The 17,713-nt window shown below is 62.8% G+C and carries 21 protein-coding genes; 7 read left to right on the top strand and 14 right to left on the bottom strand.

Features of this window, described 5'->3' with window-relative positions:
• Window positions 1-44: 44 nt before the first annotated feature.
• The 5 genes from ACR9ZN_RS31440 to ACR9ZN_RS31420 all read right to left on the bottom strand — a co-directional run bounded on the left by ACR9ZN_RS31440 (window position 45) and on the right by ACR9ZN_RS31420 (window position 4,376).
• The gene (locus tag ACR9ZN_RS31440) at window positions 45-506 is read right to left on the bottom strand and encodes a molybdenum cofactor biosynthesis protein MoaE (protein ID WP_454813226.1); all 462 of its coding nucleotides are present in this window, start codon (window positions 504-506) and stop codon (window positions 45-47) included.
• Window positions 507-627: 121 nt separating this feature from the next.
• Complete coding sequence (moaD, locus tag ACR9ZN_RS31435; protein WP_481274079.1) at window positions 628-879, bottom strand: molybdopterin converting factor subunit 1; 252 nt, start codon at window positions 877-879, stop codon at window positions 628-630.
• Window positions 880-898: 19 nt separating this feature from the next.
• A complete protein-coding gene (gene pgsA, locus ACR9ZN_RS31430) occupies window positions 899-1,501 on the bottom strand; it encodes a CDP-diacylglycerol--glycerol-3-phosphate 3-phosphatidyltransferase (RefSeq protein WP_434955525.1) in 603 nt (200 codons plus the stop codon).
• A gap of 61 nt (window positions 1,502-1,562) precedes the next feature.
• Window positions 1,563-3,521, bottom strand: a complete 1,959-nt coding sequence (gene uvrC, locus ACR9ZN_RS31425; RefSeq protein WP_481274078.1) for an excinuclease ABC subunit UvrC — start codon at window positions 3,519-3,521, stop codon at window positions 1,563-1,565.
• 102 nt (window positions 3,522-3,623) lie between these two features.
• Window positions 3,624-4,376 carry an SDR family oxidoreductase gene (locus tag ACR9ZN_RS31420; RefSeq protein ID WP_454813224.1) on the bottom strand — a complete coding sequence of 251 codons (753 nt, stop codon included), beginning with the start codon at window positions 4,374-4,376 and terminating at the stop codon, window positions 3,624-3,626.
• 27 nt (window positions 4,377-4,403) lie between these two features.
• On the opposite strand from ACR9ZN_RS31420, the gene ACR9ZN_RS31415 reads away from it, so the two are divergent.
• The 3 genes from ACR9ZN_RS31415 to ACR9ZN_RS31405 all read left to right on the top strand — a co-directional run bounded on the left by ACR9ZN_RS31415 (window position 4,404) and on the right by ACR9ZN_RS31405 (window position 6,111).
• Window positions 4,404-4,649, top strand: coding sequence for a hypothetical protein (locus ACR9ZN_RS31415; RefSeq protein WP_454813223.1), 246 nt, complete (start codon window positions 4,404-4,406; stop codon window positions 4,647-4,649).
• An 81-nt stretch (window positions 4,650-4,730) separates the two neighbouring features.
• Window positions 4,731-5,198: a hypothetical protein gene (locus ACR9ZN_RS31410; protein ID WP_454813222.1), complete on the top strand. Its 468-nt coding sequence runs from the start codon at window positions 4,731-4,733 to the stop codon at window positions 5,196-5,198.
• Between the two features lie 277 nt (window positions 5,199-5,475).
• Window positions 5,476-6,111, top strand: a complete 636-nt coding sequence (locus tag ACR9ZN_RS31405) for an outer membrane protein (RefSeq protein WP_434955520.1) — start codon at window positions 5,476-5,478, stop codon at window positions 6,109-6,111.
• A 66-nt stretch (window positions 6,112-6,177) separates the two neighbouring features.
• Here ACR9ZN_RS31405 and ACR9ZN_RS31400 read toward each other — a convergent pair whose 3' ends face one another.
• Complete coding sequence (locus tag ACR9ZN_RS31400; protein ID WP_454813221.1) at window positions 6,178-7,074, bottom strand: DMT family transporter; 897 nt, start codon at window positions 7,072-7,074, stop codon at window positions 6,178-6,180.
• Between the two features lie 113 nt (window positions 7,075-7,187).
• On the opposite strand from ACR9ZN_RS31400, the gene ACR9ZN_RS31395 reads away from it, so the two are divergent.
• Window positions 7,188-7,883, top strand: a complete 696-nt coding sequence (locus ACR9ZN_RS31395; RefSeq protein ID WP_454813220.1) for a helix-turn-helix transcriptional regulator — start codon at window positions 7,188-7,190, stop codon at window positions 7,881-7,883.
• A 200-nt stretch (window positions 7,884-8,083) separates the two neighbouring features.
• Here the strand turns inward: ACR9ZN_RS31395 and ACR9ZN_RS31390 are convergent, their stop codons facing one another.
• Together ACR9ZN_RS31390 and ACR9ZN_RS31385 are read right to left on the bottom strand one after the other, a co-directional pair.
• Window positions 8,084-8,713 carry a glutathione S-transferase gene (locus ACR9ZN_RS31390; RefSeq protein WP_481274077.1) on the bottom strand — a complete coding sequence of 210 codons (630 nt, stop codon included), beginning with the start codon at window positions 8,711-8,713 and terminating at the stop codon, window positions 8,084-8,086.
• Between the two features lie 64 nt (window positions 8,714-8,777).
• Complete coding sequence (locus tag ACR9ZN_RS31385) at window positions 8,778-8,990, bottom strand: cold-shock protein (RefSeq protein ID WP_068284736.1); 213 nt, start codon at window positions 8,988-8,990, stop codon at window positions 8,778-8,780.
• 162 nt (window positions 8,991-9,152) lie between these two features.
• Between ACR9ZN_RS31385 and ACR9ZN_RS31380 the strand changes: the two genes are divergently transcribed.
• Window positions 9,153-10,061, top strand: coding sequence for an MBL fold metallo-hydrolase (locus tag ACR9ZN_RS31380; RefSeq protein WP_434955516.1), 909 nt, complete (start codon window positions 9,153-9,155; stop codon window positions 10,059-10,061).
• Here ACR9ZN_RS31380 and ACR9ZN_RS31375 read toward each other — a convergent pair.
• Together ACR9ZN_RS31375 and ACR9ZN_RS31370 are read right to left on the bottom strand one after the other, a co-directional pair.
• Complete coding sequence (locus ACR9ZN_RS31375; RefSeq protein WP_481274076.1) at window positions 10,046-10,930, bottom strand: DUF1499 domain-containing protein; 885 nt, start codon at window positions 10,928-10,930, stop codon at window positions 10,046-10,048. The two genes, ACR9ZN_RS31380 and ACR9ZN_RS31375, sit on opposite strands and share 16 nt — an antisense overlap.
• Window positions 10,930-11,643, bottom strand: a complete 714-nt coding sequence (locus ACR9ZN_RS31370) for an HAD family hydrolase (RefSeq protein WP_481274075.1) — start codon at window positions 11,641-11,643, stop codon at window positions 10,930-10,932. Before ACR9ZN_RS31370 ends, ACR9ZN_RS31375 begins: the two co-directional genes overlap by 1 nt.
• Window positions 11,644-11,923: 280 nt before the next feature.
• Between ACR9ZN_RS31370 and ACR9ZN_RS31365 the strand changes: the two genes are divergently transcribed.
• The gene (locus ACR9ZN_RS31365) at window positions 11,924-12,865 is read left to right on the top strand and encodes a DnaJ C-terminal domain-containing protein (RefSeq protein ID WP_481274074.1); all 942 of its coding nucleotides are present in this window, start codon (window positions 11,924-11,926) and stop codon (window positions 12,863-12,865) included.
• Between the two features lie 168 nt (window positions 12,866-13,033).
• Here ACR9ZN_RS31365 and aroC read toward each other — a convergent pair whose 3' ends face one another.
• Window positions 13,034-14,149 carry a chorismate synthase gene (gene aroC / locus ACR9ZN_RS31360; RefSeq protein ID WP_441774513.1) on the bottom strand — a complete coding sequence of 372 codons (1,116 nt, stop codon included), beginning with the start codon at window positions 14,147-14,149 and terminating at the stop codon, window positions 13,034-13,036.
• Between the two features lie 221 nt (window positions 14,150-14,370).
• On the opposite strand from aroC, the gene ACR9ZN_RS31355 reads away from it, so the two are divergent.
• Window positions 14,371-14,736, top strand: coding sequence for a hypothetical protein (locus ACR9ZN_RS31355; RefSeq protein WP_481274073.1), 366 nt, complete (start codon window positions 14,371-14,373; stop codon window positions 14,734-14,736).
• Between the two features lie 329 nt (window positions 14,737-15,065).
• Here ACR9ZN_RS31355 and ACR9ZN_RS31350 read toward each other — a convergent pair whose 3' ends face one another.
• From ACR9ZN_RS31350 to ACR9ZN_RS31340, 3 genes are all read right to left on the bottom strand, one after another.
• Window positions 15,066-15,647 (bottom strand): histidine phosphatase family protein, encoded by a 582-nt coding sequence (locus ACR9ZN_RS31350; protein WP_434955510.1) that lies wholly within the window; start codon window positions 15,645-15,647, stop codon window positions 15,066-15,068.
• A 268-nt stretch (window positions 15,648-15,915) separates the two neighbouring features.
• On the bottom strand, window positions 15,916-16,734 hold the full coding sequence (gene fabI, locus ACR9ZN_RS31345) for an enoyl-ACP reductase FabI (RefSeq protein WP_481274072.1): 819 nt from the start codon (window positions 16,732-16,734) through the stop codon (window positions 15,916-15,918).
• Window positions 16,735-16,882: 148 nt separating this feature from the next.
• Window positions 16,883-17,635, bottom strand: a complete 753-nt coding sequence (locus tag ACR9ZN_RS31340; protein ID WP_434955509.1) for an SDR family NAD(P)-dependent oxidoreductase — start codon at window positions 17,633-17,635, stop codon at window positions 16,883-16,885.
• Window positions 17,636-17,713: the final 78 nt, after the last annotated feature.

The following is a 17,713-nucleotide window of genomic DNA, read 5'->3' as shown; positions in this document are numbered from 1 at the left end:
AATGGCACGCCGGGCGGGCTAAGTCTGTCGCCAGGGAAACTGCATTAGGACTTCTTCGTCGCCCAGCGTGCGGCGGCAGCATCGTCCTCATTCTTGGCGGCGACCCAGCCGGTACCGGAGGCTCGTTCTTCCTTCTTCCAGAAGGGCGCCCGCGTCTTGAGATAGTCCATCAGGAAGGAAGCGGCCTCGAAGGCGGCCTGGCGGTGCATCGAGGCCGTCACCACCAGGACGATGTTGTCGCCAGGCACCAGGCGGCCATGACGATGGATGATGGTGACGCCCTGCAGCGGCCAGCGCTCGCACGCCTCGGCCTCGATGCGCTCGAGCTCGGCCTGGGCCATCTCGGGATAGTGGTCCAGCGTCATGGCGCTGATGCGATCGTCTTCCGGTCCGGCCCGGCAGATTCCGATGAAATTGACCACGGCGCCGATATCCGTGCGTCCCCGCGTGAGCGCGGCGACCTCGGCCGCGACGTCGAAATCCTCACGCTGCAGACGAACGCTCACTCTTCCCGCTCCCGACGGCCCAAAGCGTTTTCCAGAAAAGTTGCTAGACTTTTCGATTAAGAAAACGCGTTAAAACAAAGAGTTAGACTAAAATAGCGATTCGAAGAAAAGTCATTTTGGTCTAACCACCCGTCATGGGCGGAAAGAAGGCGACTTCCCTCGCCCCGGCAAGCGGAGCCGCCGGCTTGACATGGCGCCGGTCGATTGCCGCCCGCACGATCTTGCGGTTCTCGAAGGCATGGGCATGGGCCTCGCTGCGCTCGGACAGAAACTGCATCAGATCGTCGACCGTCTTGACCTCGGCCGGCAAGTCGACTTCCTCTTCCGGCACGCCGATGCGTTCGCGCAGCCAGGCGAAATAGATCAGCTTCATCGCGCGTCCTCCAGCCTCATTACGCATCTTCGAGGAGATGCTGCACGCCGCTGCGGAAATAATCATACCCCGTATAGAGCGTGACCACAGCCGAAACCCAAAGCAGCACCAGGCCGATGATCGTGCAGCCGGGCAGAACCGCATCGCCGGCAGGACCAGCCAGCAGGAAGCCGATCGCCAGGAGCTGGACCGTGGTCTTCCATTTGGCGAGCCGCGTCACGGGCACGGAAACGCGCAATTCGGCCAGGAATTCCCTGAGGCCCGAAACCAGAATCTCACGGCACAGAATGACGATTGCAGCCCATACGGACAGGTTGCCGGTGCTCACGGTCCCCGTCGCCGCCAGCATGAGCAGGCAGGCGGACACCAAGAGTTTGTCGGCGATCGGATCGAGCATGCGCCCAAGCGAGGATTGCTGCCCCCAGGCCCTGGCGAGATAGCCATCGAAATAGTCCGTCACCGCCGCCAGGGCGAAGGCTCCGAAGGCAACCCAGCGCACCCAGATCACCTCCGGCCAGAACAGGCAGGCCACCACCACCGGCACCGCCGCAATCCGGCCATAGGTGAGGATATTCGGCAGGGAGAGCGGTGATGTTCGCTTGGTGGGCACAGGTGCTGTCATGGCTTGAAGGAACATGGCGCGGGCCGCGCCGTCAACCGGGATTAAGGGATGAGGCGAAAGTTCAGGAGGCCTTCTCGTGAAAGAAGTCATAGACTTTGCGGGCGGTCGCCTGATCGATGCCTGGACAGCCTTCGAGATCGGCCATCGAGGCGCGTTCGATCGCCTTGAGAGTGCCGAAATGCCGCAGCAATGCGCGTTTGCGCTGCGGGCCGATGCCGCCGATTTCCTGCAGGCCCCCCTCCTTCATGGATTTGGAGCGTTTCTGGCGATGGGCGCCGATGGCGAAGCGGTGGGCTTCGTCACGCAGACGCTGCACGAAATAGAGCACGGGATCGCGTGGGGCGAGCTTGAAGGGCGACTTGCCTTCAACGATGAAGGTCTCACGGCCGGCATCGCGATCGACCCCCTTGGCGACACCGACCAGCGCGACATCCTCGACGCCAAGATCGGCAAAGACCTCGCGGGCGACCTGCATCTGTCCGGCACCGCCGTCGATCAGGACGAGATCAGGCCAGGATGGCACAACGCCCTCTTCCGGTTCCGCCGCGTCCTCCCGAGGCGTCTCCTTGATCAGGCGGGAAAAGCGCCGCTGCAGCACTTCGCGCATCATGCCGTAGTCATCGCCCGGTGTGATCTCCGTCGATTTGATATTGAACTTGCGATAATGCGTCTTGGCAAAGCCCTCGCGCCCCGCCACGACCATGCCGCCGACGGCGTTGGTACCCATGATGTGAGAGTTGTCATAGACCTCGATGCGGCGTGGCGCCTCCTCGAGGCTAAAGGCTTCGGCAACGCCTTCCAGCAGCTTGAGCTGCGAGGAGGATTCGGCCAGACGCCGCCCGAGGGCCTCCCGGGCATTTGTAAGGGCGTGCTCGACGAGGTCGCGCTTCTCACCCCTCTTGGGCGTCGCGATCTCGATGCGATGGCCGGCACGCAGGGAAAGCGCCTGCTGGAGGATCTCGCCGCCCTCGACCTCATGCGAAAGCAGGACGAGCCTGGGGGCGGGCTTATCGTCATAGAACTGGCCGAGGAAGGCATCGAGCACTTCGGCCTCGCTCAGCGTGCGGTCGGCTTTGGGGAAATAGGCGCGATTGCCCCAGTTCTGGCCGGTGCGGAAGAAGAACACCTCGATGCAGAACTGGCCGGCCTGCTCGTGCACGGCAAAGACGTCCGCCTCCTCGATCGAGCGCGGATTGATGCCCTGGGTCGACTGAATGGCCGAAAGCGCCGCGAGCCTGTCGCGATAGCGGGCGGCACGCTCGAACTCCAAGGTCTCGGCGGCCTGTTCCATCTCACGGGCCATCGCCTCCTTGATGGCCTTGGACTTGCCGGTCAGGAAGGCGCGCGCCTCGCTCACCAGGCCGGCATAGTCCTCGATCGAGACCTCGCCGGTGCAAGGCGCGGAGCAGCGCTTGATCTGGTGCAGCAGGCAAGGGCGCGTACGGGTCGAGAACACCGAATCCGTGCAGGAGCGAATGAGAAAGGCGCGCTCCAGCGCATTCATGGTGCGGTTGACGGCCAGAACGCTGGCGAAGGGGCCGAAATAATCGCCCTTGCGCGTGCGCGCGCCGCGATGCTTGGTCAGTTGCGGCGCCGGATGGTCGCCCGTCAGCAGGATATAGGGAAAGGACTTGTCGTCGCGCAGCAGCACGTTGAAGCGCGGCTTCAGGCTCTTGATCAGATTGATCTCGAGCAGCAGGGCTTCGGTTTCCGTCTGGGTCGTGACGAATTCCATCGCCGCCGTCTCGGCGATCATGCGGGCGATGCGAGCGGTCGGCGCGATGCCGCGGGCGTAGCTCGCCACCCGCTTCTTGAGCGAATGCGCCTTGCCGACATAGAGCACCGTGCCCTCCGCATCGATCATGCGATAGACGCCCGGGGCATTGGGCAGCGTCTTCCAGAAGGCATGGATGACCGCGGTCCCCGCCCGCAGCGAGGACGGCACGGCTTTTTCGTCGAAGGCAAAGTCGACGGAGGAGGAGGCTTCCTCGGTTTCGGCAAGATCGGGCGAGTCGGTCATGGCTGATAAATAGGACGCGGGAGGCACGCTGACGAGAGGGCACGCAGATCACTGGTGAAATTGCCTCCAATCCCCGGCGCACCCGGGCTATTCCCGCTCGGACTACTCAGCCCATGCCAGATGCTGGCCGCCGTCGACGGCGATCATCTGGCCGCTGACGCTGCGGGCCCGGGCGAGGTAGAGCACGGCCTCCACGATATCCTCCACGGCGCTGCCGTGGCCGAGTGGCGTGCCGGCCGCCTCGGCGGCGAATTCCTCGGGTGTCTGAGAGGCGGCCTGCATGGTCGGGCCGGGACCGATGCCATTGACGCGGATATGCGGTGCCAGGGCCTGGGCCAGGGTCTGCGTGGCGACATGCAGCACGGATTTGCTGAGATAATAGGAAACATAATCAGGCCGGGGATGCAGCACGCGCTGGTCGATCAGGTTGACGATGGACGGGTCATAAGCGTGCGGATCGACCTGAGCCGCAAAAGCCTGGGCGAGAAAGATCGGGGCCTGGGCGTTGACGGCGAATTGCCGGTTCCAGATCTGTGCCTGGAGGCTGCCGATGCTGTCCGGTTCGAACATCGAGGCCGAATTCACCAACAGGTCGAGGGTGCCGATGCCAGCGCGCGCCTGCTCGACGATCGCGCTCACCTTGTCTCCCGCGGTCAGATCACCGACGACGATGCAGGTCCTGCGGCCCATGGCCGCTATTTGGGCCGCCACCCCCTCCGCTTCCGCGCGCGAGCGATTGCAATGGAGCGCGACATGATATCCGCCCTGCGCCAGACCAAGCGCGATGCTCCGACCGATACGCTTGGCAGCGCCCGTCACCAAAGCGCATTGCGCCCTAGGGCAAAGCGCGTTCATGACTGAACGCTCGTTTGGTCTAGCTCATTGGTTCGACGCGTCTTTGCGATTCTTGCCGATCCCGGCAAAACGAAAAACGCTTGTACTTTTTCCACCATTTTCTCCATTCCGTCGGTCGGCCTGTCTTCATACTGCGTTTACGATGCGGGCAGATTGCTGCCCAGCGTTAACGTCGAACAACCTCTGGGCATTGTTCAAGTGACGGGCTGGCCCGTGCTGGCACCGGAGCAAAATGCGTTCACGGCCGAACGCTTTTTTGCTCCGGCTCTTTAGTTTGACGCGTGTTTGCGATTCGTGGTGTCTCCATCAAGTCGCAAAACGCTTTGGCACCGGAACAGGCAACTCTGGGACACGATGCTGAAGGTCACTTTCCTCACTTGCGCGATCCTGGCCTGGCAGCCCCTCACCGGAGTGGCGCAGGCCGGCGAAACCGTGCCCGGGGCGCCCTCCGCACTTTCGCTGGTGTGGACCGGTCGCTTCATTGCCGTGACCAAGGCACCGGTGCTGGCGGGTGTCATCCCGCAGGCTGCCGTCAAGCCAGCGCGCCCGACGGCTGGACATGACGACATCGACATCGTCGGCTCCATCCCGATCGATTCCCTGGGCGAGAACAGCAAGAACCGTCCGCCCCTGCGCAATGCGCGCCCGACGAGCCTGTGCCTCCTGCCCGGCCTCACCTCGGGCCGAGGCGATGATCTGGCCTGCGGTGGCGTGCAATATAATCGCTGGTCAGCCCGGGCAACGGCGTTCAACTATGATTTGGGTTCGGTTCACTCCGATTTTGCCAATGCACCCACGCCTTATGCCGCTGGCTGGGAATGACAAACCATCCGAGCCGCGCCAGAAATCACAATATCAATTTCTTGTTAACTATAATAATCACAGAATTACGTTAAGGAAATTTACAGAACATACATCATGGTTAATAAATTATTTCAAATATAATTTAAATCGTTGCCATAATATTGCCTTGTTAAATCTACCTAATAAACCCATCAGGCAACCTTCTCTTAATAGTCTTCACGTAACACGGTCGCATGATTGTTCGATGGGTTGGGGATACCGGCGTCATCGCGTGTATGAGTTCCAGGAGTTCACGATGAAAAAGCTTCTTCTCGCCACAGCAGCGACGCTGATCACCGGGTCCGCCTTTGCGGCCGATATTCCGCAGTATCAGGAGCCCGCGCCGGCCTATCAGGCTCCGGCTTCCAACGTGACTTGGACGGGCTTCTATGCCGGTATCAATCTCGGCTACGGCTTTTCCGGTGACTTCGACGCCAATCGCGGCGTCCGCCTGAACGAGGCCAGCGGCTTCACCGGCGGTGTCCAGGCCGGCTACAACATGCAGTACGATCCGATCGTGGTCGGTCTCGAAGGTTCGCTGAACTATGCGGACATCACCGACAAATATGATGGCCATAAGGGTACCTACGGCTTCAACGGCTCGATCACGCCCCGCCTCGGCTATGCCATGGGCGACTTCCTGCCTTACATCAAGGCCGGTCTCGCCTTCGGCGATGTCGAGATCAACCGCTTTGGTGCCAAGGATTCGCAGTGGCAGGTCGGCTGGACCGCCGGCTTCGGTGCTGAATATCGCGTAACCCCAGAGGTTTCGGTCCGGGCTGAGTACAACTACACCAGCTATGGCAAGGATGACTTCGACATCCGCAGCGGTATCGTCAAGGCCGGTTATGGCGGCAGCGACATCAAGCTGGGCGTGAACTATCACTTCTGATCCGTTCGGAAGACAGCGCTCCGAAGAGGCCCGGCACAGCGCCGGGCCTTTTTCGTTCGGGCGCCGCTATCCAGCTTTGGCCAGGGATGTCCGGCCTTCCCAGATCATACTGCCCACCACGGCCAGGAGAACCACGCCACCGCCAGCCAAGGCCGCCATTCCCGGCGCTTCTCCGAAAGCAAGCCAGACCCAGAGGGGAGCGAGCGGCGTTTCCAGCGCGCCGATCAGCGCCGTCTGTGCAGCGGGAATGAATTTCGCACCTATGGTGAAGCAGACCAGGGCGAGCCCCATATTGCTCACGCCAAAGGCCACCAGCATGGCAACCTGCTGGCCATCGGCCGGCCAGCTCGACATCAGGGGCGCGCTGATCAGCGACGGCACCAGCGCCGACAGGCAGGCGGCCGGCACCAATGGTACGTCGGGAAAGCGCCGCCGCATCACCACGAAAGCGGCAACCAGCACCGTCATCGCAAGCGCCAGGGCATCGCCGATCAGGCTCCCCTGCCCGCCTCCGCCAACCACGGTCATTGCCACGCCGGCAACGGCCAACAGGCTGGCGACCAGCACGGCGGCGGAAACCCGCTCGCGCATCACCAGCCAGGCCAACCCGGCCGCCGCAAATGGCACCGTGGCATAGATGATCGAAACATGAGCCACGCTGGTAAGCCGTAGCGACGCGACGAAGCATGCCATGCCCAGGCTCGACAGCAGGCAGAAGCCCAGCCCAATCCATCCCATCGCCCTGAAGCTGCGCCAGGTATTACGCCCCTCTAGAGCCAGGATGAAGGCCAGGCTGGTGGCTGCGCCGAACAGGCCCCGCCAGAACAGCAAGGCAGCGATGTCGAGCGGCACCGCCCGAGTGAAATAGCCGGCCGTACTCCACAGGATGGCGGAGGCCGTCACCAGCACCACGCCGAAATGGCGCGGGGAGAATGCGGCCGGCACGCTTTCCTCGATGGACATCGCAATCTCCGATATGGCTGGATACCGATTGACAGATGCACATTGAAGCAGGACCTTGCTGACATGAATCTGTCAGCAGTCTCTGCGGAGACCGCGATTAACGGCTTGTCTCCCTGCGCCGCACCACACGCCTGTTCGAGATCATCCAGCTCCTGCGCGTTGCCAAGAAGCCGGTGACGGCCGAGGCGATCGCCGTGCAGCTCGAAGTCGCCAAGCGCACCATCTATCGCGATATCGCGTCGCTTCAGGCCCTGTCAGTGCCCATCTATGGCGAAGCCGGCATCGGCTATGTCATGCGCTCGGGCTATGACCTGCCGCCGCTGATGCTGTCGATCGAGGAAGTCGAAGCCCTGGTGGTTGCCCTTGGCCTGCTGGAACGCACCGACGACCGCGCGCTCAAGACGGCGGCGGGCTCGATCCGAGCCAAAATCGCCAGCGTCCTGCCGATTGCCAATCGCGAGCCCATCGACAAGACCCGTCTCTTCGTGCCGCAATGGATCCATCCCGAGCCGGTCAGCGTCGATCTTTCCGCCATTCGCCTGGCCATTCGCGACGAACGCAAATTGTTGCTGCATTATGCCGACGCTCAGGGGCGGGAAAGCCGACGCATCATTCGCCCGATCGCCATGGTCTATTATGTCGAGGTGATGCATGTCGTCGCCTGGTGCGAACTACGCCGGGACTTCCGCAGCTTCCGGGCCGACCGCATCCGCCGTTGCGAGGTCACGCAGGAACGCTTCGAAGGCGAAAGCGCGGCCTTGCGCGCGGCCTGGGAAGCACGCCAGCGTGAAGAGGCGCCGCAGCGCTAGCGCCCCAAGCTTTCAGACGAACCGCAACGACATGACCGGGCGGAGGCGACAACCACCGCTCAAGGCCAACGGCATTATGCCATGAGGCATTGACAATGACTCATGGTTCCGCCTCACGATTTTCGCCAAATCTTTGATTTGGTGTCGAAAATCGTGAGGTGCTCAAATCTCGGATGCATCGGCATCTTCGAGACCTGATATTATTCCGGGCGTGTCAGACCGAAGGCCGGGATTTCCGCCTCGAAGGCAGCCAGCCAGGCCTGCAGCTTGGGAAAATGCTGCCGCCAGGTTCCGGCGAAGCGCAAATCGAGATAGCCGAGCGCACAGGCCAGCGCGATGCTTCCCGCATCCAGCGCCGGATCGAAGGCCCCTGCCCGCGCCTCGAACGCGGCCAGGCCGCGCGAAACCTTGCCGGCCTGGATGTCGAGCCATTTGGCGCTGCGCTGGTCTTCGGGACGCATCCTCGCCTCATAGACCTGGAGCAATGAGGCATCCATGATGCCGTCCGCCAAGGCCTGACGCGTCAGCACCTCATAGCGCCCCGCCCCATGCGGCACGATGCGCCCACCCCCGGCGAGGTGGTCGAGATAATCGAGAATGACCCGGCTGTCGTAGAGAATGGTCCCGTCTTCCAGGATCAGTACCGGGATCTTGCCGAGCGGATTCTGCCCGCACAGGCTGTCCTGCGGGTCATTGGTATCCGCAGGAACCACGGTGATGCTATCGAGCAAGCCAAGATAGTGCGCGGCAATCTTGACTTTCCGCCCAAAGGGCGACGGGGGCGAGGAGCGCAATTGCATGGCGGAGCCGAGATCCAGTGCTGGAATCATGAGCGCTCCTGCGAGCGCTCGTCCATCCAATACTGCATTTCAGCCGCTAGTGCGGAAATAGCAGTCAGGCCTTCACCAGATTAACGGCCTTCGGTCCCTTGCCCTTCTTGTCGGGTTCGACATCGAAGGAGATCTTCTGGCCTTCCGACAATGTACCCAGACCGGAACTTTCGACTGCGGTGATGTGAACAAAGATGTCGCGTCCACCATCGTCAGGCGTTATGAAGCCATAGCCTTTTTGGGTGTTGAAGAACTTGACGGTGCCGCTCTGCGCCATCTTACGCTCCCAGTCCCGATCTGGCCGGATGACCAGATCCATTCCACACCAGTGCGAAATGAGTTTCATCCAAAGGACGTTTGTACGCAAGAGGCGATATGAACCCCACGGGCGATCGACCCTTGCCGCGCCGCACAAAATTTATCGATACTGGAAATCCATATGAGCGAAGACATCCCCTATAATCGCGCCGCGCCATTGCCGGGTGTCCTCGAGGAATTGTCGCCGGGTGTCCGCCGTATCGTGGCTCCCAATGGCGGAGCCTTCACCTTCACCGGCACCTGTTCCTATATCGTCGGACGCGGCAAGGTTGCCATCATCGATCCCGGCCCGGACGATCCCGGCCATGTCGCTGCCCTGCTGTCGGCAGTGCGCGGCGAGGAAGTGGTGGCGATTGCCGTCACGCACACGCACCGCGACCACTCGCCGGCCGTGCCGGCACTGGTATCGGCCACCGGCGCACCCACTCATGGCGCCGGCCCGCATCGCAGCGCCCGGCCCCTGCATGAAGGCGAGGTCAATCTGCTCGACGCCGCCGGCGACCTCGCCTTCCATCCCGACGTGGTTCTGGCCGAGGGCGATCGGTTCGGGCCACCGGACTGGCCGTTGACGGCGGTGGCGACCCCCGGTCACTGCGCCAACCATCTCGCATTTTCGCTGGAGGCGGACAAGGTGCTGTTGTCGGGCGACCATGTCATGGCCTGGTCCACCAGCATCGTCGCCCCGCCCGATGGCTCGATGGGCGACTACATGGCCTCGCTGGAGAAGCTCATCGGCAGGCCGGAGGCACGCTACTTTCCCGGTCATGGCGGGCCGGTCGAGCAGCCCCAGCGTTTCGTGCGCGCCATGATCCAGCACCGCCGCATGCGTGAGGCCTCGATCCTCCAGGCCCTGGGAGACGGCCCCACGCCGATCACGCCATTGACCGCCAGGGTCTATGCGGGACTGCCGGCCGGGCTACAGGGAGCGGCGACCCTCAACCTGTTCGCCCATCTCGAAGACCTGGTCCAGCGCGGCAAGGTCGTCACCGAAGGGGCTCCTTCCATGGCGGGCCATTACTGGCTGGCCTGATCCGGCGTCAGAGCTCGATCGCGCAATTCGGCCATGAAACTCTGCACATGCTTGGCGTTGGCACCGAAATCGTAGGAGCCGTAGCGAGCCGCCGAGCGCATGTCGATGCGCGTCTTGCCGCCCTCGCCCCGGATGCGCAGGGCGATATCATCGGTGGTACCCAGAAGCGTGGATGAGGCGATCGCCTCGATGCGATCGCTAAAGCGCCTTTGCGTGGCGGCCGATCCTGTGGGCGCGCCTCCGGCCGTGTCGGAGTCCGCGGAATCGCCATCCTCGCGGATGCTGTCCGGCAAGCGAATGCGCGCAGCCATCTCGCCAAAGCGCAGATCGCCCACGATCTGCCAGCGCCTCTCCCGCATCAGGCGAAGCGCAATTTTGCGGATATCATCCGGCGGGACATCGAGGAGAATCGATTGGATCTGCGGCAAGGCTTTGCGCTGATAGGCTGCAAGCCCCACCGCGTAGGCGGTCGAATTGGCATCGCCAGCGCGCGTGCGGGCGGCATGGGCCAAAGGCGGCGGATCGTCGGGATCGGTGCTGACATCGACGATGTCAGGCACGCTGAGAGCGAGACTGGCGGCAATCGCCGCAGGGCCCAGCAGCAGGATGGCGAGCAGGAAAGCGCTGAAGGCCCGGCCGAAGCCCCGCTCGCCCTTGCGCCAGATCACCTGGAAGGCGATCACGGCGCAGAGCAAGGCGGCGCAGGCCGCCAGCAGTCCCGCGCACAAGGCGGCAAAACCAGCCTTGAGCGGGGCGAGATGAAAGCGCATCAGAACCAGCGAAATCAGCACGACCTCGAAGGCAAAGACCGCCAAACTCTGCGCGACACGGGCCCAGCCGATCGGCGGAGGCGCCGGACGCCGCAGCATCAGGGCGCGCTCGCCAGCGACTGCAGGAGATTGGGCAGGTCCATCACGCTCTCGATGACATGATCGGCATGCGGCGCCAATTCCTCCCGCTGCGCGAAGCCGCTGAGTACGGCGATGGCTGTGCCTCCGGCTGCCTTGACGGCATGCAGGTCATGGGTGGAATCGCCGACCAGGGCGATTTCCCGAGGCGCGACCCCGAAAGCCCCGGCAAAGCCGAGCACCGGGCCCGGCTCCGGCTTGCGGCCATGGCCTGAATCATAGCCAAGTACGGCGTCGAGCCAGGGCATCAGGCCGAGCTTCTCGCAGTGGGCACGGGCGCCCGCTTCGGAGTCATTGGTGCAGATGCCCAGGAGGTAGCCCCGGCTCTTCAGGGTGGACAACAGCCAGGGCGGATCCCCGATCGGCGTGACGTGTTTCAGGCCTTCTTCGATGAAGATACGGTCCATCTGCTCAAAGAAGGCCGTATCGGCGACCTCCCCGAGCACCTCGGCCCAGGCGACGCCATAATCGGCCGAAGATTCAGCCACCAGCACCGAATGCGGCAGAATGCGGTGGCTCTCCAGGTCGTAATCGTTGATCTCGACCAGCTTCGCCATCTTCTCGGGGTCGCCACCACTCAGGCGCTGCATGGCAGCATAGGCGGCGGCGCTCCAGGTGAGGTGGAAGTCGACCAGGGTCCCGTCCTTGTCGAAGAGTATCGCGCGTATCGGCATGTCGAATCCCAGTCTACAGCCCTTTCTCGCCCTCCATAAGGAATTTGGTCGGCGTGGCATACCGAATTCACGCAGGAGCCAGAAATCGGCTATGATGCGTCAAACTCGTACCCGAACGTCGCATGCTCGACGCATGGGCCGAAATCGCCGCCTTCCAGAGATTTCGCAGCGCGAACATATTGCGGAATCTCCCGCCAAATCCCATGTTCCAGGCACACGTGGGCCTTGTGCCACGGTGGCAGGCTGCCCATGAGGGGGCCGGCGGGAGAGATTTTGAAACATGCGTGACCCCTATAGCGTCCTTGGCGTTTCCAAGACGGCAAGCTTGGCTGAGATCAAGAAGGCCTTCCGGAAGCTCGCCAAGCAGTACCACCCCGATCAGAACAAGGATGCCAAGGCCGCGGCGAAGTTCGCCGAGGTCAACAGCGCTTATGAAATCGTCGGTGACGAGAAGAAGCGGGCCCAGTTCGACCGTGGCGAGATCGACGCCGAGGGCAAGCCGCGCTTCCAGGGCTTCGAGGCCGCGGGCGGCTCCGGTGGTGGATTTGGGCGCGATACCGGCGGCTTCGAATTCAATTTTGGTGGCGGTCGGGGCGGTAGTAGTAGCAGCGCCGGCGGAGGTTTTGCCGGCGGTTTCGACGACATTCTCAGCGAGATGTTCGGCGGACGCGCCCAGCGCGGCGGCAGTTCGCGTGGTTCGGCGCCCCGCGGCGACGACATCCAGGTCACCGGCCAGATTCCCTTCACGGTCTGGGCGCTGGGCGGCAAGACACGGGTCGAGCTCGGGCCAGGCCGCATGGTGGACGCCTCCATTCCGGCCGGCATCGCTCCTGGCAAGACCATCCGCCTCAGGGGCCAGGGCGAGCCCAGTCCGTTCGGCGGCGAACCCGGCGATGCGCTGATCACGGTGGCCGTGGCGCCGCACGATACGTTCCGCGCCGATGGCAGGAACGTGCGTGTCGACGTCAACGTGACCGTCTATGAGGCAGCGCTCGGCGCCAAGGTGCGCGTACCGACGCTGGATGGCTCCGTCGATCTTACTTTGCCCGCCGGCACCACGGGGCTGCGCTCCTTCCGCCTCAAGGGCAAGGGCGTGCAGGCCAAGGACGGCCCCGGCGACCTCATCGTTCAGCCCAGGATCATCATGCCCGGCAAGATCGATCCCGAACTCGAGGCCGCTCTCGTGAAGCTGCGCGACAAGGGTTACGATATCGGGCGATGAATCAAGGAGCGGGTCTTCAGACCCGCCATCGGGCGGTACGTGTCCAGAGCGTTTTGCGATTAGACGGAATCACCTCAAATCGCAAAGACGCGCCAGAACAAAGAGTTAGAGCAATAAGCGTTCACGCCTGAACGCGTTTTGCTATAGGCGGGTCTGAAGGCCCGCCCCTTATTTCTCGAACGGCCAGGCCAGCGGCGTGCCGACCTGCCCCCGATGACGCAGGACATGGTCAGCGAGCACGCAGGCCATCATCGCCTCTCCCACCGGTACGGCCCGGATACCGACACAGGGGTCGTGACGCCCCTTGGTGATGATATCGGTGTCGCGGCCATAGCGATCCACCGTACGGCGCTCCTGCAGGATGGAGGAGGTCGGCTTCACCGCGAAGCGCACCACCACGGGCTGGCCGGTGGAGATGCCGCCGAGAATGCCGCCGGCATGATTGGACAGGAATAGCGGCCTTCCGTCATTGCCCATGCGCATCTCGTCGGCATTCGCCTCGCCTCCGAGTTCGGCTGCGGCGAAACCGTCCCCGATCTCCACGCCCTTGACTGCATTGATGCTCATCATCGCCGCGGCAAGATCCGAATCGAGCTTGCCGTAGATCGGGGCGCCGAGGCCAGGCTGCACCCCTTCGGCCACCACCTCGATCACGGCGCCGATCGAGGAGCCCGCCTTGCGCACGCCATCGAGATAGTCCTCGAAGAAGGCGGCCGCGACCGGATCCGGACAGAAGAACGGATTGGCGTTCACCGCCTCCCAGTCCCAGCGGCTGCGATCGATCTTGTGCGGCCCCATCTGCACGAGCGCCCCCCGAACGCTCACGCCCGGCAGGACCTGCCGGGCCACCGCCCCGGCCGCCACGCGGGCCGCCGTCTCGCGTGCCGAGGACCGCCCGCCGCCGCGATAGTCACGGATGCCATATTTGACGTCATAGGCATAATCCGCATGGCCGGGGCGATACTTGTCCTTGATCTCCCCATAATCCTTGGAGCGCTGATCGACATTCTCGATCATCAGGTGGATCGGGGTTCCCGTGGTCAGCAACAGCCCACTCGCTTCGTCGGCCATCACGCCCGAAAGGATACGCACGCTATCCGGCTCGCGGCGCTGGGTGGTGAAGCGGCTCTGCCCCGGCTTGCGGCGATCCAGGAAGCCCTGGATCATCGCCTCGCTGATCGGCAGGCGCGGCGGACAGCCATCGATCACGCAGCCCAGCGCCACGCCGTGACTCTCGCCATAGGTGGTGACGCGGAAGAGATGGCCGAAGCTGTTGAAGGACATGAGAACTCGCAGGGAACGGGTGATGGGCGCCTTCTACAGCATTCGTACCAAAACTCAATTTCGGCCGCTCGCCCAGCGCTAAACGTCTGCCCAGCTTTGGCTTGCCGCGGCTCCGATCGATCAGAATAGACAAGGCATTATTCGGGATCGAATTAGGATTCGATCAGGTAGCGCCGCCGAATTCTCAAACGAAGGTCAAAATTCGGCCATCTCGCGGTTCCATGTCTGAGTCGGTCTGGATATCGAAATCGCTATCAAGATCGAAATATACTGGAGGAAATACCATGAACCTACGTCGTTTTGGCCTGCTTCCGGCAATTGCATTGGCACTTTCCTTAGGCGTTGGCGCAGCCTCGGCGCAGACCACTCCTCAAGCTTCACCACCGGCAACGACCGCTCCGACCGAGCAGATGGCGCCCGCCACTGCGCCGACGACCCCGAAGGCCAAGAAACCCACGCTCGATGCCAGCAAGAAGGCGGCGATTTCCAAGGCGTGCTCCGATGCCGCCGACAAGCAGGGACTGAAAGGCAAACCCCGCAAGAAATTCCGCGAAAGCTGCAAGCACAAGGGCGGCCCGGCCACCTGACCCGAATCTGCTGCCGCCACGAGCGGCCTCTGCTCGACGAGGCTAACAAGCCTCGCCGGGCCTGACGACCACAAACCGCCGAAGCCGGTATCTGCTTCGGCGGCTCTGGCCAGCCCGCCTTTTCGGGAAATATCTTAGACGTAATTGCTCACGTGGGTCATTCCGGACGCGCTGCAGCACGTAGTGATGCGGCGCAGATCCGGGATCGTAAGCCAACCGAGGCTCATTCTCAGCGCGGTCCCCGGAACCAAACCGAGGTTTGGTCTGACTGCGAAGCAGCATTCCATGCTGCATCGCGCACGGGATGACTAGGGGGTGAGCAATTGCCCCTAGACCCATTCAGCCGATTTGTTGCGGAAGACCAAAAGCTTGCCCTGCCAGATCGGCTCCTCGGCGGCCTGACCGCTGGCTTTTCCCGCCAGCAGCACCATCAGCACGCGGGCAACGCCGCCATGGCTGACCACCACGAGATCCTGAGTCACAGTCTTGAGCCAGAGTGCGATGCGGTCATGCAGCATGGCGTAGCTCTCGCCGCGCGGCGGGACATAGGCCCATTTGTCGGCAGTCCGCGCCTTCACCATGTTGCGATCCACCGAGCGCAGTTCGGCCCAGGTCCGGCCTTCCCAATCGCCGAAGGTCAGTTCCTTGAGACGGTCATCGGTGGTGTAGCGCTGCGGTGGCAGGCCGATCGCCTTGCGTGCCAGTTCCGCCGTCTCGCGGGTGCGCCCGAGCGGGCTGACCAGCCAGGGCAGACCATCCGGCGCCGGCAGGACCTCGGCAAGCTTGTGGCCGGCCTCGGTGGCCTGCTTGCGTCCGACCTGGTTGAGGGGAATGTCCTGCTGGCCTTGCAGGCGCGCTTCGGCGTTCCAATCGGTCTCGCCGTGGCGCATGAAGTAAAGTGTGGGCGCCACGGGCTTACTCCTGCTTTGGACGCATGAATCAGACGGGAGGCCGTCCTGCCTCCCCAAGCAGAGCTTCCAGATGTCGCCCTCGAATGGGTAACACCGAGAAGCTCGCAAGTGTTTGAGAGCTTGCGGATTCTTCTTGATCGAGCACACGGCTCGATCAAGAAGAATCCGCTCGGACGGGCATCACGCCATCGGCGAACGCCCACCTCGTTTCGTGCTGTCCGGCCTGTCAGCAGTTGCTGGACCGGCGCTCCAAGGCCTGCCCTCGCTCTCAGTCCTTGCCGGCGAGCGTGATGTCGGGCGAGGTCGGATTCTTCATGCCGACCACATGGTAGCCGGCATCGACATGATGCACTTCGCCGGTAACGCCGCGCGACATGTCGGATAGCAGATATGCTCCTGCTTCGCCCACCTCCTCGATGGTGACGGTGCGGCGTAGCGGCGCGTTATATTCGTTCCACTTCAGGATGTAGCGGAAATCCCCGATGCCGGAAGCGGCCAAAGTCTTGATCGGACCGGCGGAGATGGCGTTCACCCGAATCGCCTTCTCGCCGAGATCGGCGGCGAGATAGCGCACGCTCGCCTCAAGAGCGGCCTTGGCCACGCCCATGACGTTATAGTGCGGCATCCACTTCTCGGCGCCATAATAGGTCAGCGTCAGGATCGAGCCGCCATCCGTCATCAGCTTCTCGGCGCGCTGGGCGACCGAGGTGAGCGAATAGCAGGAGATCAGCATCGTCTTGGTGAAGTTCTCTTCGGTCGTCTCGAGATAGCGGCCGTCGAGCTGGTCCTTGTCCGAAAAGGCGATGGCGTGAACGATGAAATCGAGCTTGCCCCATTTGGCAGCGACTTCGGCGAACACGGCATCGATGCTGGCCCCGTCGGTGACGTCGCAATGGCCGACGACCAGGGCCTCGAGTTCGGCAGCCAATGGCTCGACGCGCTTCTTCAGGGCATCCCCCTGATAGGTGAAGGCCAGCTCGGCGCCATGCTGCCTGCACGCCTTGGCGATGCCCCAGGCGATCGATCGATTATTCGCCACACCCATGATGAGGCCGCGCTTGCCGGCCATCAATCCACTTGCTGTCATTCCGCAACTGCCTATTCGAAAGGAACGGCATGAATAACGGAAGGCTGCGCAGGGGGGAAGGGGCGATAGGTCTATTTGTTGAGGAATAGACCGTCCCTGTTACGCCGAAAGCATCGGCAGCCGCCTTATCGTTCCCGGAATACCGCCTTCACACATGCTGGCCGCCATTGATGGCGATCTCGGCCCCGTTCACATAGGAGCTCTGATCCGTGCAGAGGAAGTAGATGGTCTTGGCCACTTCATCGGGTGTACCGAGGCGCCGCATCGGAATCTGAGCGACGATCTTTTCGGTACCGGGTGAAAGGATCGAGGTATCGATTTCGCCAGGCGCGATCGCATTGACCCTGATGCCGCGCGGCGCAAAGTCCGAGGCCATCTCGCGGGTCAAGGCAGCCAGGGCGGCCTTGGAGGTCGAATAGGCGGCACCGGCAAAGGGATGAACGCGTGCGCCGGCAATCGAGGTGACGTTCACCACCGAGCCCTTGACCTGCTCGAGCTCTTGGATCAGCCCGCGCGCCAGCATGATCGGCGCAAAGAAATTGACCTGGAACACCCATTGCCAATCCGAAAGCCCGGTCTCGATGCTGCTCAGGCGCGAGCCGCTCTTGCCCTTTGGCGAAATCGCCGCGTTGTTGACCAGCGCATGCAGGCCGGTGCCGTCGAGACGGCGCTTGATCTCCTCGATCGCTTCCTCGGTATTGGCCGGATCGGCGAGATCGACCTGGATGTGATCCTCCGGGCCTGCCTCCCAGGGACATTCCTCGGGAAAAGCGTGGCGGGAGCAGGTGATGACCCGCCAGCCTGCCGCTGAAAAGCGCTTGACGGTCGCATGCCCGATCCCCCGGGAGGCGCCGGTGAGAATCATCGCGCGCTGCGGATGCTGGGCGGAACTGCTTGCCATGACGGATACCGATCGAAAAAGAGGCGGCTCCAAGGAGCCATGCCAGAAGACATAGATATCACGACGCCCAAATGAAAT

This window comes from Labrys sp. HAY1-8F (genome assembly GCF_056754975.1).
Note: the sequence above shows the minus strand (reverse complement) of the source record. Positions and strands in the feature narration are given on the sequence as shown.

Bases quoted from the DNA above. Each gene is read 5' to 3' on its own strand.
- moaD (WP_481274079.1), bottom strand. From the start codon at position 879: ATGAAGCTGATCTATTTCGCCTGGCTGCGCGAACGCATCGGCGTGCCG.
- pgsA (WP_434955525.1), bottom strand. From the start codon at position 1,501: ATGACAGCACCTGTGCCCACCAAGCGAACATCACCGCTCTCCCTGCCG.
- uvrC (WP_481274078.1), bottom strand. From the start codon at position 3,521: ATGACCGACTCGCCCGATCTTGCCGAAACCGAGGAAGCCTCCTCCTCC.
- ACR9ZN_RS31420 (WP_454813224.1), bottom strand. From the start codon at position 4,376: ATGAACGCGCTTTGCCCTAGGGCGCAATGCGCTTTGGTGACGGGCGCT.
- ACR9ZN_RS31410 (WP_454813222.1), top strand. From the start codon at position 4,731: ATGCTGAAGGTCACTTTCCTCACTTGCGCGATCCTGGCCTGGCAGCCC.
- ACR9ZN_RS31405 (WP_434955520.1), top strand. From the start codon at position 5,476: ATGAAAAAGCTTCTTCTCGCCACAGCAGCGACGCTGATCACCGGGTCC.
- ACR9ZN_RS31400 (WP_454813221.1), bottom strand. From the start codon at position 7,074: ATGTCCATCGAGGAAAGCGTGCCGGCCGCATTCTCCCCGCGCCATTTC.
- ACR9ZN_RS31390 (WP_481274077.1), bottom strand. From the start codon at position 8,713: ATGATTCCAGCACTGGATCTCGGCTCCGCCATGCAATTGCGCTCCTCG.
- ACR9ZN_RS31385 (WP_068284736.1), bottom strand. From the start codon at position 8,990: ATGGCGCAGAGCGGCACCGTCAAGTTCTTCAACACCCAAAAAGGCTAT.
- ACR9ZN_RS31380 (WP_434955516.1), top strand. From the start codon at position 9,153: ATGAGCGAAGACATCCCCTATAATCGCGCCGCGCCATTGCCGGGTGTC.
- ACR9ZN_RS31375 (WP_481274076.1), bottom strand. From the start codon at position 10,930: ATGCTGCGGCGTCCGGCGCCTCCGCCGATCGGCTGGGCCCGTGTCGCG.
- ACR9ZN_RS31370 (WP_481274075.1), bottom strand. From the start codon at position 11,643: ATGCCGATACGCGCGATACTCTTCGACAAGGACGGGACCCTGGTCGAC.
- ACR9ZN_RS31365 (WP_481274074.1), top strand. From the start codon at position 11,924: ATGCGTGACCCCTATAGCGTCCTTGGCGTTTCCAAGACGGCAAGCTTG.
- aroC (WP_441774513.1), bottom strand. From the start codon at position 14,149: ATGTCCTTCAACAGCTTCGGCCATCTCTTCCGCGTCACCACCTATGGC.
- ACR9ZN_RS31355 (WP_481274073.1), top strand. From the start codon at position 14,371: ATGTCTGAGTCGGTCTGGATATCGAAATCGCTATCAAGATCGAAATAT.
- fabI (WP_481274072.1), bottom strand. From the start codon at position 16,734: ATGACAGCAAGTGGATTGATGGCCGGCAAGCGCGGCCTCATCATGGGT.
- ACR9ZN_RS31340 (WP_434955509.1), bottom strand. From the start codon at position 17,635: ATGGCAAGCAGTTCCGCCCAGCATCCGCAGCGCGCGATGATTCTCACC.